Consider the following 12,242-nt stretch of genomic DNA (forward strand, 5'->3'; position numbering starts at 1 on the left):
ACCGCCGCGATCTGGCACAACGACCAAGCCGGACAGCCCGTCATGCGCTCCCTCACCGCGTACGACCACTGAACCCCTTGGCATCAGTCATCTAGTCGCCCCTGCCGCCGGTATGTCTAATGGGGCCATGGCCCATATCAATCGCCCAGGTATCCGGCAAGTAGCCGGATCGCCTTTCGCTGTCCGTGCGGGTGCCGCGGAGTCGCGGCTGTGACGGTGCCCGGCCCGCCGACCGCCCCGCACCTGGGGAGGCTGTCCCGCCAAGAGGCGCTCAGCCTGCTGAAGAGCGTGCCGATCGGGCGGCTGATCTTCAGCCATCAGGCCCTGCCCGCGGTGCGTCCGGTCAACCATGTACTCCTGGACGACCTGATCATCATCCGCGCCCACGGCGGTGCCGCGCTGCTCGGCCCGGCCCGCGACGGCGCCGTGGTGGCCTACGAGGCCGATGCCTTCGACACCGAGCGGCGCACCGGCTGGAGCGTGGTGGTCACCGGCGAGGCCCACCTGGTGAACGACCCGGATCTGCAGCGGCGTTACCGGGACGCCGTCGAACCATGGGTCGGCGGCGAGATGGCGCACACCGTCAGCATCAGCCTCGGCATGGTGTCGGGGTATCGCATCAACAGGGAGTCCGTGTGACCACTGACCGCAGCGAAGGGCCGTTTGCCGGCGGCGAACCGGTGAGCGTGTTCCTGCTCGATGACCACGAGGTGGTCCGCCGCGGTATCCGCGACCTGCTGGAGGCCGAGGACGGCCTGGCCGTGGTGGGCGAGGCCGGCACCGTCGAGCAGGCCCTGGTGCGTATCCCGGCCCTGCGCCCCCGGGTCGCGGTGCTGGATGTGCGGCTGCCGGACGGCGACGGGGTGAGCGTCTGCCGTGAACTGCGTTCCCGGATGCCGGACCTGGCCTGTCTGATGCTCACCTCCTTCGACGACGAGGAGGCGCTGCTCGACGCGGTCATGGCCGGAGCCGCCGGCTATGTCCTCAAGCAGATCAGCGGCACCGACCTGGTCACCGCCGTCCGCACCGTCGCCGGCGGCCAGTCCATGCTCGACCCCGGCGCCACCACCCGTCTGATGGCCAGGCTGCGCGGACAGCCGGAGGAGGAACAACTACCGCCGGCCCTGGCCTCGCTGACCGAGCGCGAACGCCAGATCCTCGACCTCATCGGGGATGGACTCACCAACCGTGAGATCGGCCGGAAGCTGTACCTCGCCGAGAAGACGGTGAAGAACCATATCTCCCGGATGCTGGCCAAACTCGGTGTGGAGCGGAGGGTACAGGCGGCGGTGATCGCCGCCGAAGCGCGCAATCAGCAGCCGTAGCCCGGCTGTTCGCCCACGGCGGGCCGGTCCGCCGGGCCGGTCGGTGGACGGGCACCAAGGCGACCTCCTGTCGCGGGGCCGGACGTCCGGCGAGCGCATACCGCGAGCCCGCCGCCGCCCGGACGGAGTGGGGCCGTCCCATGGCGCATGGCGCTCGGTCAGTCCATGGCGGGCGGGTTCGCCGGGCTCGCGGCCCCGGCCGCCTCCTCCCGCCCCGTATCGCCGGAGCGCCGGCGCAGCGTTGCGGTGGCGATGTCCAGGAACTCCGGTACGGGGCCCGCGCAGCCGCTCTCCAGTACCGCCAGGCAAGTCTCGACGGGCGGGGCGTCGGTAACCGGCCGGTAGACGAGGTCAGGGCGGGAGTACGAGCCCGCGACGCTGACCGGGACGAGCGCGATGCCCTGGCCGGCGGCGATGAGTTCGAACTTCTCCTCCAGTGTGGACGGCCGCCGCGTCCTGCCGTCAAGGATCGGCTCACCGTCGAGATCGGCCGAGGTGAGGGCGCGGCAGCCGGCCAGCGGATGTGTCACGGGCAGGCATGCGACCTTGGCCTCGCTGCCGACGGGAATGGTGCGCAGGCCCGAGTCGTCGAAGGGGCGGCGGAGGTATCCCACATGCGCCCGGCCATCGCGGAGCGGAGCGTCCCGTTCCCACCAGCGCAGCGGAAAGACATCGATCTCGACCGTCGGATGGCGCACGCTGAACGCCCGGATCGCGTCCGACACATGGAGGCCGGGCGAGAAGCCGACGACCAGCCGCTGCTCGCCCCGCTGGGCCTCGTGCACCCGCCGCAGCGCCACCTCCACCACGGTGGTGATTCTTGACGCCTCGTCATACAGCTGCTTTCCCGCGGCGGTCAGCTCAACGCTGCGCGTGGACCGCGAGAACAGTGGGCATCCCAGCTCCTGTTCGAACGCGCGGATCTGCCGGCTGAGAACCGGCTGGGCGATAAACAGCGCCTGTGCCGCCCGGCCGAAGTGCCGATGCTCGGCCACCGCGACGAAATAGCGGAGCTTTCGCAGATCCAGATCCATGCCATGACGGTATCAACGCGGTCCAAAGGGTATTGGACGCCCGGCCGGGCCACTCGGAGACTTACCGGCATGATCGCCGCAATCACCCGCTGCCAGAGGGCAGTTGTGAACGGCGCTTCGCGACAGACCCGACGCCCTGACCATCGAAGGAACCATATGAAGGACACCCGCAAGACCGCCGTTGTCATCGGGGCCTCACGCGCCCTGGGTCTTGGGCTCGCCGCCGAATACCTGCGCCGCGACTGGAATGTCATAGGCACGGTCCGGGGCAGCCGGCGCACCGGCCTTCATCAACTGGCCGAAGCATCCGGCGGGCGGCTGACCATCGAGTCACTGGAGATGACCGAGCCGGATCAGGTCTCGGCACTGCGCGACCGACTGGCAGGGCACACTCTCGACCTGCTCTTTGTCAACGCCGCGGTAACACGCGGCGATATCCCGATCGGCGAAGTCCCTACGGACATGTTCACCGAAGTCATGGTCACCAACGCGCTCAGCCCGATGCGTGTGGTGGAGACCCTCGGCCCGCTGGTCGCGCCGGCCGGGACCATTGGCGTCATGTCCTCCGATCAGGGCAGCATCGCTCTGAACACCGAAGGCGGGCAGGACCTCTACCGGGCCAGCAAGTCCGCGCTGAATCAGTTGATGCGCTGCTATGCCGTCCGCCACGCCGAGGACACCCGGACGCTGCTGCTGATGGACCCGGGCTGGGTCCGCACCGAACTCGGCGGGCCCGACGCCGATCTCAGCGTGGAGGAGAGCATTCCGGGGGTGGCGGCGACGATGGAGCGCCACCAGGGGAAGTCCGGCCTCCACTTCGTGGATTACCAGGGGCAGGTCGTGCCCTGGTAGGTCCGGGGTCCGCTGCGGCCGCACCTCGCCGCCGGACCCGGGGCCAAGTGGCCCCGAATTGACGGCCGTTCCCGTCCACGCCCGTCGGCGGGCAGTTGCACCATGAGCCTCCGGCCCGCCGCCCGGATGGCACAGGCGAAGGTCACCGGCAGCCCGGCGCACCGGACCGCCCGGGCACCGCAGGGAAGCGGCCGGCCGTCATGGTTCACGCTCTTTATGAGGCCGAACCCAGCTGCCGAGGGCAGCATGGATCCTGGATCGAAAGGGCATGCCCCATGGGGCCGTTGGTCCTGTTGCCGAGGACACCGGCAGGGCCATTGTCCCCGTCCGGTGACGGGGTGACCGTCCCCGGCCGCCGGGGGACGGACCCAGGCGGCCGGGCGGCCGTGAACGGTCGGACCGCGGCGGGCCGCCCGCGCGGATGGGGAGGCCAGGAACATCCGGGCGGAGCAGCACGCGGCGTGGAGCGGGTTTTCCCGACCGGCCATGACCAGTGTGCCGTGGGGCGCCGGGCCGCGACATCGGCCGAGCGGACCTCGCCGGGGACCACTTGGCCCTGCCCAGGGATGGACGCCACCTGTTACACCAGCGTTGGCCCGTAAAGGCACGGACCCCTACGAGGTCTTTGGCCCCGACCTGTGGCACGCCGAAGCCACCGCATAGCCGAGCCCTTCGCGGGTCAGCGGTGGCCCGGTGCGTGGTCGCCCGGGGGAACGCGACCCCGCTCGGGGCCGTCTATGACTGTGGTCAAGCTGTCGCTCCGCACCGTAGGGAATCCACCGTGGCCCTCTCCCGCCTCCGCCGCCCGTCGCTCGCGCTTCCGCTGGTGGCCGTCCTGGTGCTGCTGGGGCTCGCGGGCTGGTATGTGCTCTCGGGCCGTGGCGCGGGGTATCTGCCGCAGAGCAGTTGGGGGCCGTGGCAGGAGAAGCGGGACAAGGAGGGCTGGTCGGTGTGGGTGAGAGTCAACTCATGGAGCGACGCCGCCGAAGCGGATGTCCATATGGGCAAGGCGGAGGGCTTCACTATAAAGGCGTATGGCAAGGCGGCCCGAGCCACGACGGTCATGGACGGTACCCGTTTCACCCTGACCCCCGGCGGTAGGGTCACCGCGCGGGCGGCAGGGGACACCGGGCCGTAGCGGGCGCCGCGGTCCGCCGGCTCAGGGCAGGAACCTCACCTCCGGGAAGGCCCGGGACGGGCCGTCGAGCAGGTGCTCCCGGTGGTGCCGCAGCTGCAGGTCGAAGAAGGCGAGCGGATAGGCCTGCTGGATCCGAACCGCCCGGGCCGGATCGAGGGTGCCGATCCAGTCCCGGAGCTGCTCGTCGCTCATTCCGACCGCCTTCGCCACCTGAGGGATCAGCGCCTGGGTGTCGCCGTACGACGGATGGATGGCACCCTCGGCCTGTACGTTGAGCCGCCAACCGCGCAGATGTGACCAGAACTCGGCGACACCGGGCTCCTGGGCCCGGGTGAACTCGGCGGTCATCATCATGAACGGCCGGTCCAGGTCGGCGGTGATCGCCGGCAGCATCGGGCCGTCCAGGCTCAGCCCGGCCCGGACGCGCCGGTCCTCGAGCATGACCCGGGCGGTCGCCGTGCCGCCCTTCGACCAGCCGAACACCCCGATGCGGTGCGGGTCGAGCCCACCGGGCAGGCCGGCCGGCAGCGGCCGGTGTCCGGCATCCGGGTTGTGCCCGGCACCGAGCCGCTCGACGCAGTCGAGGACGAACCGGATGTCCGCGGCGAAGTCCGCCGGTCCCAACGCGTACTTGCGGTCTCTGAGGGGGACGACGACCCGTCCGTCCGGGAACTCGCTGAACCCGTCGTAGGTGTGGTCCACGGTGACCACCACATACCCATGGCTGGCGAGTTCCTGGACCATGATGGTGTGGTCGGCACGGTGGCTGCGCGCACCGTGCGAGTACACCAGGACCGGCAACCGGTGGCCCGTCCGCCGCACCGGAGCGCCCTCATGGCCGGCCGTGAGCGGCGCCGCGATGGCGCCGGCCTGGAACCCCGCGGAGGTGAGGAGCGCCCGCAGCGGACCGGCGGTCATCCAGGGCGCCCGCGGATACCGCCCAACGTTCCGGGCGGGGTACCAGACGCCGGCCATCAGCTCACGGTGATGCCCCGGGCCGGCCACCGGATCCGGCCGCGAGGCGTCGATGAGATGCAGTGCCACCATGCCCACCGGGTACGGCCCGGTGGGCATGGGCAGGGTGGGCCGCAGCGGGCCCGGTGCGGCCGGAGACGCCCAGGCCGGCCCCGCGACACCGGCCGGCACGGCGGCCCCAACTGCCAGCGCCGCCCCCAGCATGCGACGGCGGGTCATGCCAACTCGGCCTGCGGACGGCCTGGTTGTCGTGGTCTCCATGGGGCGAACGCTGCCATGCGTGGTGCGCGAGCACATCCAACCACCGGTATACACCCGCGGTATGACACGGCGGAGCCGGGTTGATCCTGGTACGGTCCGGCGACCGCGGACCTACACCTCGATATGCGAGCCCATGATGACCGTGCGGTCGCGGGGGAGGCCGAAGTACTCGGCGGCGTCGGCCGCGATATAGGAGGTGGCGATGAACAGCCGCTTGCGCCAGGGCGCCATCGTCGGCGCCTTCCCGCGCCGGAGGTCGATCTTCGACAGGAAGTAGGACGCCTGGCCGATCCGCAGCCGCCCCTCGGTCCGGTCCGGGGCGAGCATCCCCAGTGCGCCGGGCACATCCGGAGTCTCCATATAGCCGAACCGGGCGGTGACATGGATGATCCCGTCATCGGCGTAGCCAAGACCGTCGACCAGGATCCGCCGGTCGGCCGGAACCCGGGGCACCGGCTCGGTCTCGATGGAAAGGATCACGACCTGGTCGTGCCGTACCTGGTTGTGCTCGACATTGGCCCGCATGGCCAGCGGAGTGGTCTCCTTGCCCCGGTTGAGGAAGACGGCCGTGCCGGGGACCCGGAGCGTCGGCGTCTTCCCGCTGCGCAGGTCGTCGATGAACTCGCTCAGCGAGCCCTCGTGCCGTGCCCGTTCCGCGGTGACGAGTTCGCGACCGCGCTGCCAGGTCGTCATGACGGTGAACGCGGTGAGGCCGATCAGCAACGGCAGCCAAGCGCCGTGCACCAGCTTGGTCAGGTTGGCCGCCACAAACAGCAGGTCCACCAGGATCAGCGCGGTCGCCCCGATGGTGACCAGCCACACGGGTGCCCGCCACTTCGCATGGGCGACATAGAAGTACAGCAGGGTGGTGATGGTGATGGTGCCGGTGACCGCCATGCCGAAGGCGAAGGCCAGGGCCGTGGAGCTGCGGAAGGCCAGGACCAGGGTGAGCACCGAGACCATCAGCAGCCAGTTGATCCAGGGCACATAGATCTGGCCCATGGTGGACTCGGAGGTGTAGGCGATCCGCAGCCTCGGCAGATAGCCGAGCTGGGCGGCCTGGGAAGCGACCGAGTACGCGCCGGTGATCACCGCCTGGGATGCGATCACCGTGGCGGCCGTGGCCAGCAGGACCATCGGCAGCCGTCCCCAGTCGGGCGTGAGCAGGAAGAACGGACTGCTGACATTGCCGGGACCGGCGAGGATCAGCGCGCCCTGGCCCAGATAGCTCAGTACACAGGCGGGAAAGACCAGAAACAGCCAGCCACGGGTGATCGACCGGCGGCCGAAGTGCCCCATGTCCGCGTAGAGCGCCTCGGCACCGGTGACCGCGAGCACCACCGCGGCCAGGGCGAAGAAGGCGGTGCCGAAATGGCCGGACAGAAAGCCCAGAGCGTAGGCGGGCGACAGAGCCCTGAGGATCTGGGGGTGACCGGCGATGCCGGCCACCCCGCACGCGCCGATGGCCGCGAACCAGACGATCATCACTGGCCCGAACACCCGGCCCACCGCCGCGGTCCCCCTGCGCTGCACCAGGAACAGCACGACGATGATCAGCGCGGTGACCGGCACCACCGCGCTCGCCAGCGATGACTCGACGACCTTGAGCCCTTCGACCGCGGACAGTACCGAGATGGCCGGAGTGATCATGCTGTCGCCGAGGAACAGCGAGGCGCCGAAGATGCCCAGGGCGGCCAGTACGGCGGTGGTCCGCGGGCTGCGCTGGGCGCCCGACCGGCGCAGCAGGGTGATCAGCGCCATGATGCCGCCCTCGCCGTCATTGTCGGCGTGCATCGCCAGCAGCACATAGGTGACCAGGACGATGACCACCACCGACCAGAAGACGAGTGACACCACGCCGTACACATTCTGTACGGTGACCGGGACCGGGTGCGGATCGCTCGGGTTGAAGACGGTCTGGAGGGTGTAGATCGGGCTGGTCCCGATGTCACCGAAGACCACGCCAAGAGCGCCGATCACCAGTGCGAGACGTACCGAGTCGTGCTCACCCGGGTGGTGGGCCTCGGCCATGTGCCTCTCCTCCGCTCCGGCTGCTGTGCTTCTCCGGGTGCCTGTTGCAATTGCGGCGGACGATACCGACCACATGGCGCGACCGCCGGTAGGCGTGCGCACTCCGGCGCGGTCACCGCGCGGTTGGCCAATCCCGGACGCTTGCCGGGACCCGCATCGGGGGAACTTCTCCGCATACGCCGTGGCTCTGTCCACGAGGGCAGTCGCACCGCGGCTTTCCCCTGGGGGAGGGGCTGAGATGACGGATTCCGAATGGGGCCGCTTCGCGGGGGCGGTTCTCTGGTTCTGCTGGGGGCTCTTCTTGGCGGTGTGGGTGCTGGGCGCGCTGTACAACGCCCGGCGGGCACCCGGGGTGCGTACGCGAGGCGGGTTTCTGCAGCGGTGGCGGATTGCCATCGGGATCACCGTGGTGATTGTGGTGAACCTCCTGCTGCCCAAGGGGACATGGGATCCGCTCACCGTGCACCAGGAGTGGCTGCGGGCCGTCGGGGCCGTGGTCCTGATCGCGGGCACGGCCTTCGCCCTCTGGGCGCGGCGGGCACTCGGGCTGATGTGGACCTCGGCCCCGGCCGCCAAGGAAGGGCATGAGCTGCGCACCGACGGTCCATATGCGATCGTCCGGCACCCCATCTACACCGCGATCCTCGCCATGTTCATCGGCACCGCGCTCCTCAATCAGCTGGGTGGCTGGCTGGTCGCCCTGGTCATCGCCGTGGTGCTGGTGCAGTGGAAGATCGCCGCCGAGGAGCGGCTGATGACCGCGGAGTTCCCCGGAGCTTATGAGGAGTACAAGCGGCGGGTGCCCCAACTGATCCCCCGGCTGCGGAAGTTGGACCGTAGCTAGCGCAGCGGGGCGCGGGAGGGCCCGCCGCTCGCACCGCACTGGTCGAGGATGCGCCGAAGCCAGCGGGTCCGGGCGTCGCGGGCGTCCTGGCTGAGCGCCGCCCAGGGCGCGAAGGTGTCGAAGCCATGGCAGGCTCCGGGCCAGACATGCAGTTCGGCTCGGCCGCCTGCTTGCCAGATCGCCTGGGCGTAGGCCACACCCTCGTCCCTGAAGGTCTCGGCGGATCCGACCTCGATATAGGCCGCGGGCAGCCCGGACAGGTCCGTGGCGCGGGCGGGAGCCGCGTACGGCGGCAGGTCCGCGGCGCCGTACCGGTCGCCCAGCAGCGCCTGCCATGCGGTGGCGTTGGAGGTCCGGTCCCAGGTGTCGACGCCGGCCATCTGGTGACTGGAGACCGTGTCGCCGCGGTCATCGAGCATGGGGCACATAAGGAGTTGCCCGATCGGTATGGGCCCGCCCCGGTCGCGGGTGAGCAGGGCGAGGGCCGCGGCGAGTCCGCCGCCGGCGCTCTTTCCGCCGATGATGATCCGGTCCGGGTCGATGCCCAGCCGGGCCGCGTGCCCGGCCGCCCAGACAAACCCGGCGTAACAGTCCTCCAGGGGGCCGGGGTACCGCGCCTGCGGCGCCAGCCGGTACTCGACGGAGACAACGGCCAACTCCAGTGGCAGGGCCCATTCGCGGAGCAGCCGTGGCAGTACGGACCATGCGTTGCCCGTGATCATTCCGCCGCCGTGCATGTAGTACAGCAGCGGCAGCGGCCCGGCGATCCCGGCGGGCCGGGCGCTCACCAGGGTGACGTCCTGCCCGCCGGACGCCCCCGGCACGCGCAGCTCCGCCACCTCGAAGCGACCGTCGGACCGAAGCTCCCGGAGCGTCGGCCTGGGCCGGGCCACGGCATCCCGCCGCTGCCGGTCCGCGAGGTTCTCCGGAGTGAGGGGCGCTATCGCCTCGTCCCCCAAGGCGGCCAGTGCGGAGCCGAGTTCGGGGTCGAGCGGGGGAGCGGCCCAACTCATCGGGGCAGCGTCGGACTCCGGCGGCATGCCACCGGCACTCATGACGGGCCGCCCTGTCGCGCGAGATTCATGCGGCCTAGTCAATCACCTGGCGGGAGGAGCCCGGGGGCGCGAAGTGCCGGTCCTCGTCCACCGATTCGGGCTCGCCGTCCGAGCTCCACGAGTGGGACCCCTCCCCGGAATGCCAGGGCGCGGCGGCCGACTGGCAGGCTAGAGTGTTCGAGCCGGTCCCCCCACGATCTGACGGCGTCAGCGGCCAACTGTCCCTATTGATCGTGGAGTCCGCTCTTGCCCGCCTCTGTCAAGCCCCGCCCCGCTTTCCGCCACCGCATGGTCGCCACGTGCGGATTCGTGCTCGCGGCAGTGCTCGCCATTGCCGGCTGCACCGGTGATGACCAGACGTCGAAGAGTGCGACCGCCTCGCCCTCCCTATCGAAGCCGGCGCCCACGCCGAGCCGGACGGCTCGGGCGACCGGGAACAGGACGACCGCTCCGGCGGACAAGCCCTCGACCGAGCCGGCCACCACACCTTCTGCGGATCGAGGCACCGGGGGAAGTTCCGCCGGGGAGTCGCCCTGCGAGATCCGTTCCAACACCGGCAATTGCTACCAGGCCGGACAGTTCTGCCGTAAAGCCGACATCGGTGCCAGCACCCATGACGCGCACGGACGGCTCATCACCTGCGGCGACGAAGGAGGCCGTGCGCGCTGGCACTACTGAACGCGCGGGTATGAACTGGGCGGACCGGCATGGATCCCGTCAAGTCGTATGCGCGGCAACGGAGTTGGAGCGTGCGCTGTCCCTGATGCGAGCCGGGGCGGCCTGCGGAACACGCGAGGGGGTTCGCTACCGTCCGTATGCCGGTGAATGCTCTGCGGGAAGCGGACATGACCGAACGGGCCGGACGGTCCTATGGTTTCCCGCGTCGCCGCAGGTCCGCAAGGGGGCCCCGGGGCAACGCCCGGTGGGCCGTGCGTATCGGGCCGACATGCCAACAGCCCTGTACGAGCCGGGAATATGCGGAGTATCGTCGTTTATGTCTGGATGTGCGACTCGCATCCTCGCGGGGCGCACATAGACCCGCACAAGAGTTGGATTGGGTCGACATCATGACACGTAAATCAGGTACGGATTCCCCGAAGTGGACTCGCCGGCGCCGTGTCACGACCTTGCTGGTGGCCGCCACCACTGCCGCGAGTGTCTCCGCGGTAGGCGCATGGTGCGGTGGCGGACATGACGGACACGGTCGGCATGGCGGCGAGCATGGGTACTTCAGAGGGCCCGCCGCGGTCGCGATGGCACCCGCTTCCACCGCGGCCTCCATGGGCTCGATGACTCCCATGGCCCCTGCGGCTCCCATGGCCCCTGCGACTCCTATGGCCCCTGCGGCCCCCACGACTCCGAGCGCACCGGCGGCGGCCAACCGTGTGACGATCGCCGGCTTCGCGTTCTCGCCGTCCACCTTGACCGTCAGCAAGGGCACCACGGTGACCTGGACCAACAACGATTCGGCTCCGCACACCGTGACCGGCTCGGGGCTGAACTCGCCGACGCTCAGCCGTGGCGCTACCTACAGCTTCAAGTTCAACTCCACTGGCACGTTCAGCTACATCTGCACGATCCACCCGTCTATGCACGGCACAGTCGTAGTGAAGTAGTGAAGTGAGGTGAAACGCGGCAGTCGGCCCCTGCGGCCAAGGCTTGCTGACCGCCGGGGCCGATGATGTCGCGGACTGATATGTGGCTGCTACGGCTGCTGACCGCGGCGGGGCTGGCTGTTGATGCCTATGTCCACGCCGATCTCGCCGAGGCATATGACCCCGTACGGGGAGGCATCAGCCAGGGGACGCTGTTCCGCATCGAGGCGGCGGCCGCCGCGCTCGCCGCGCTGCTGGTGCTGGTGGGCGGACGGAACCGCGTGGTGTGGGCGTTCGCCTTCCTGGTGGCCGCGTCGGCACTCGGCGCGGTGCTGCTGTACCGGTATGTGGACGTGGGCGCCCTGGGCCCGCTGCCCCATATGCATGAGCCGGCGTGGTACCCGAAGAAGACGGTGTCCGCCGTGGCCGAGGCCGTGGCGGCGGTGGCCGCGGCCGTCGGCCTTGGCGCCGTCAGCGGCTATCGCATGCCTGGCCGGCGGGGGTGATGGCGCTGCTCGCGGGCGTGGCGGTTCCGGATGGCGGCCCGGCCGGGGGTTAGGGTCGGCCCGTTTCCGAACGCACCACTTCGCATGGCGATTGGGTCACCATCATGGCTCGGACAGAGACACGTATCTGGACACGCAGACGCCGTATCACCGCAGTGCTGGTGGCCGCCGCCACCGTCGCCGGGACAGTCGCTCTGGGCGGATGTTCCGGTGGCGGTGGTGGCGGCCACGGGGCTTCCGGAAAGCCTTCCGCGACGGCCGCGTCCTCGGCTTCGTCAGCGGCCCCGGCGTCCTCGGCCTCGTCCTCCAAGGCCGCACCCGCCAGCTCGAAGCCCGCTCCCTCGGCGTCCAAGGTGGCCATCGTCAACTTCGCCTACGCGCCCTCGCCGCTGAACATCAGCAAGGGCACCACGGTGACCTGGACCAACCAGGACTCGGCTCCGCACACGGTGACCAGCGACAACGGCGCGGGCCCGCTGCATTCCGCGACGCTCAACCGTGGCGGTACCTACAGCTATACGTTCAACTCCGCCGGGACGTTCAGCTACTACTGCACGATCCACCCGTATATGCATGGCACGGTCGTGGTGAAGTGAGGGTGCGCCAGCGGACGGCCTGGGCCGTCC

Annotated in this window: 12 protein-coding genes; 8 read left to right on the forward strand and 4 right to left on the reverse strand. The window is 70.0% G+C overall.

The features are described from left to right. Window positions 1-210 precede the first annotated feature (210 nt). Together ACIHFE_RS26200 and ACIHFE_RS26205 are read left to right on the forward strand one after the other, a co-directional pair. The gene (locus ACIHFE_RS26200) at window positions 211-639 is read left to right on the forward strand and encodes a pyridoxamine 5'-phosphate oxidase family protein (RefSeq protein WP_400110217.1); all 429 of its coding nucleotides are present in this window, start codon (window positions 211-213) and stop codon (window positions 637-639) included. Then, entirely contained in the window at window positions 636-1,325 is a 690-nt protein-coding gene (locus tag ACIHFE_RS26205; protein WP_400110219.1) for a response regulator, read from the forward strand. The genes ACIHFE_RS26200 and ACIHFE_RS26205 overlap by 4 nt, the downstream gene beginning before the upstream one ends. 158 nt (window positions 1,326-1,483) lie before the next feature. Here ACIHFE_RS26205 and ACIHFE_RS26210 read toward each other — a convergent pair whose 3' ends face one another. Next, complete coding sequence (locus ACIHFE_RS26210) at window positions 1,484-2,359, reverse strand: LysR family transcriptional regulator (protein ID WP_400110221.1); 876 nt, start codon at window positions 2,357-2,359, stop codon at window positions 1,484-1,486. Window positions 2,360-2,515: 156 nt separating this feature from the next. Here ACIHFE_RS26210 and ACIHFE_RS26215 point away from each other — a divergent pair, with 156 nt between their 5' ends. Then, on the forward strand, window positions 2,516-3,211 hold the full coding sequence (locus ACIHFE_RS26215) for an SDR family NAD(P)-dependent oxidoreductase (protein ID WP_400110222.1): 696 nt from the start codon (window positions 2,516-2,518) through the stop codon (window positions 3,209-3,211). A gap of 781 nt (window positions 3,212-3,992) precedes the next feature. After that, window positions 3,993-4,349, forward strand: coding sequence for a hypothetical protein (locus tag ACIHFE_RS26220; RefSeq protein ID WP_400110224.1), 357 nt, complete (start codon window positions 3,993-3,995; stop codon window positions 4,347-4,349). Window positions 4,350-4,370: 21 nt separating this feature from the next. Here the strand turns inward: ACIHFE_RS26220 and ACIHFE_RS26225 are convergent, their stop codons facing one another. Both ACIHFE_RS26225 and ACIHFE_RS26230 read right to left on the reverse strand, forming a co-directional pair. After that, the gene (locus tag ACIHFE_RS26225) at window positions 4,371-5,543 is read right to left on the reverse strand and encodes an alpha/beta hydrolase family protein (protein WP_400110225.1); all 1,173 of its coding nucleotides are present in this window, start codon (window positions 5,541-5,543) and stop codon (window positions 4,371-4,373) included. Window positions 5,544-5,696: 153 nt separating this feature from the next. After that, window positions 5,697-7,616, reverse strand: a complete 1,920-nt coding sequence (locus tag ACIHFE_RS26230) for a potassium transporter Kup (protein WP_400110227.1) — start codon at window positions 7,614-7,616, stop codon at window positions 5,697-5,699. 238 nt (window positions 7,617-7,854) lie between these two features. Between ACIHFE_RS26230 and ACIHFE_RS26235 the strand changes: the two genes are divergently transcribed. Next, window positions 7,855-8,460 (forward strand): methyltransferase family protein, encoded by a 606-nt coding sequence (locus ACIHFE_RS26235; RefSeq protein WP_400110228.1) that lies wholly within the window; start codon window positions 7,855-7,857, stop codon window positions 8,458-8,460. Here the strand turns inward: ACIHFE_RS26235 and ACIHFE_RS26240 are convergent. Next, a complete protein-coding gene (locus ACIHFE_RS26240) occupies window positions 8,457-9,515 on the reverse strand; it encodes an alpha/beta hydrolase (RefSeq protein ID WP_400110229.1) in 1,059 nt (352 codons plus the stop codon). The genes ACIHFE_RS26235 and ACIHFE_RS26240 overlap by 4 nt on opposite strands. 1,334 nt (window positions 9,516-10,849) lie before the next feature. Between ACIHFE_RS26240 and ACIHFE_RS26245 the strand changes: the two genes are divergently transcribed. The 3 genes from ACIHFE_RS26245 (at window position 10,850) to ACIHFE_RS26255 (ending at window position 12,212) form a co-directional block, all read left to right on the forward strand. Next, window positions 10,850-11,131: a cupredoxin family copper-binding protein gene (locus tag ACIHFE_RS26245; RefSeq protein ID WP_400110231.1), complete on the forward strand. Its 282-nt coding sequence runs from the start codon at window positions 10,850-10,852 to the stop codon at window positions 11,129-11,131. A gap of 65 nt (window positions 11,132-11,196) precedes the next feature. Then, a complete protein-coding gene (locus tag ACIHFE_RS26250) occupies window positions 11,197-11,616 on the forward strand; it encodes a hypothetical protein (RefSeq protein ID WP_400110233.1) in 420 nt (139 codons plus the stop codon). A 104-nt stretch (window positions 11,617-11,720) separates the two neighbouring features. Next, complete coding sequence (locus tag ACIHFE_RS26255) at window positions 11,721-12,212, forward strand: cupredoxin family copper-binding protein (protein WP_400110235.1); 492 nt, start codon at window positions 11,721-11,723, stop codon at window positions 12,210-12,212. The last annotated feature ends 30 nt before the right edge of the window (window positions 12,213-12,242 follow it).

The sequence above is a fragment of the Streptomyces sp. NPDC052396 genome (genome assembly GCF_044593195.1).
GTDB lineage: Bacteria > Actinomycetota > Actinomycetes > Streptomycetales > Streptomycetaceae > Streptomyces.

Bases quoted from the DNA above. Each gene is read 5' to 3' on its own strand.
- ACIHFE_RS26230 (WP_400110227.1), bottom strand. From the start codon at position 7,616: ATGGCCGAGGCCCACCACCCGGGTGAGCACGACTCGGTACGTCTCGCA.
- ACIHFE_RS26255 (WP_400110235.1), top strand. From the start codon at position 11,721: ATGGCTCGGACAGAGACACGTATCTGGACACGCAGACGCCGTATCACC.
- ACIHFE_RS26245 (WP_400110231.1), top strand. From the start codon at position 10,850: ATGGCCCCTGCGGCCCCCACGACTCCGAGCGCACCGGCGGCGGCCAAC.
- ACIHFE_RS26215 (WP_400110222.1), top strand. From the start codon at position 2,516: ATGAAGGACACCCGCAAGACCGCCGTTGTCATCGGGGCCTCACGCGCC.
- ACIHFE_RS26250 (WP_400110233.1), top strand. From the start codon at position 11,197: ATGTCGCGGACTGATATGTGGCTGCTACGGCTGCTGACCGCGGCGGGG.
- ACIHFE_RS26210 (WP_400110221.1), bottom strand. From the start codon at position 2,359: ATGGATCTGGATCTGCGAAAGCTCCGCTATTTCGTCGCGGTGGCCGAG.
- ACIHFE_RS26235 (WP_400110228.1), top strand. From the start codon at position 7,855: ATGACGGATTCCGAATGGGGCCGCTTCGCGGGGGCGGTTCTCTGGTTC.
- ACIHFE_RS26240 (WP_400110229.1), bottom strand. From the start codon at position 9,515: ATGAGTGCCGGTGGCATGCCGCCGGAGTCCGACGCTGCCCCGATGAGT.
- ACIHFE_RS26225 (WP_400110225.1), bottom strand. From the start codon at position 5,543: ATGACCCGCCGTCGCATGCTGGGGGCGGCGCTGGCAGTTGGGGCCGCC.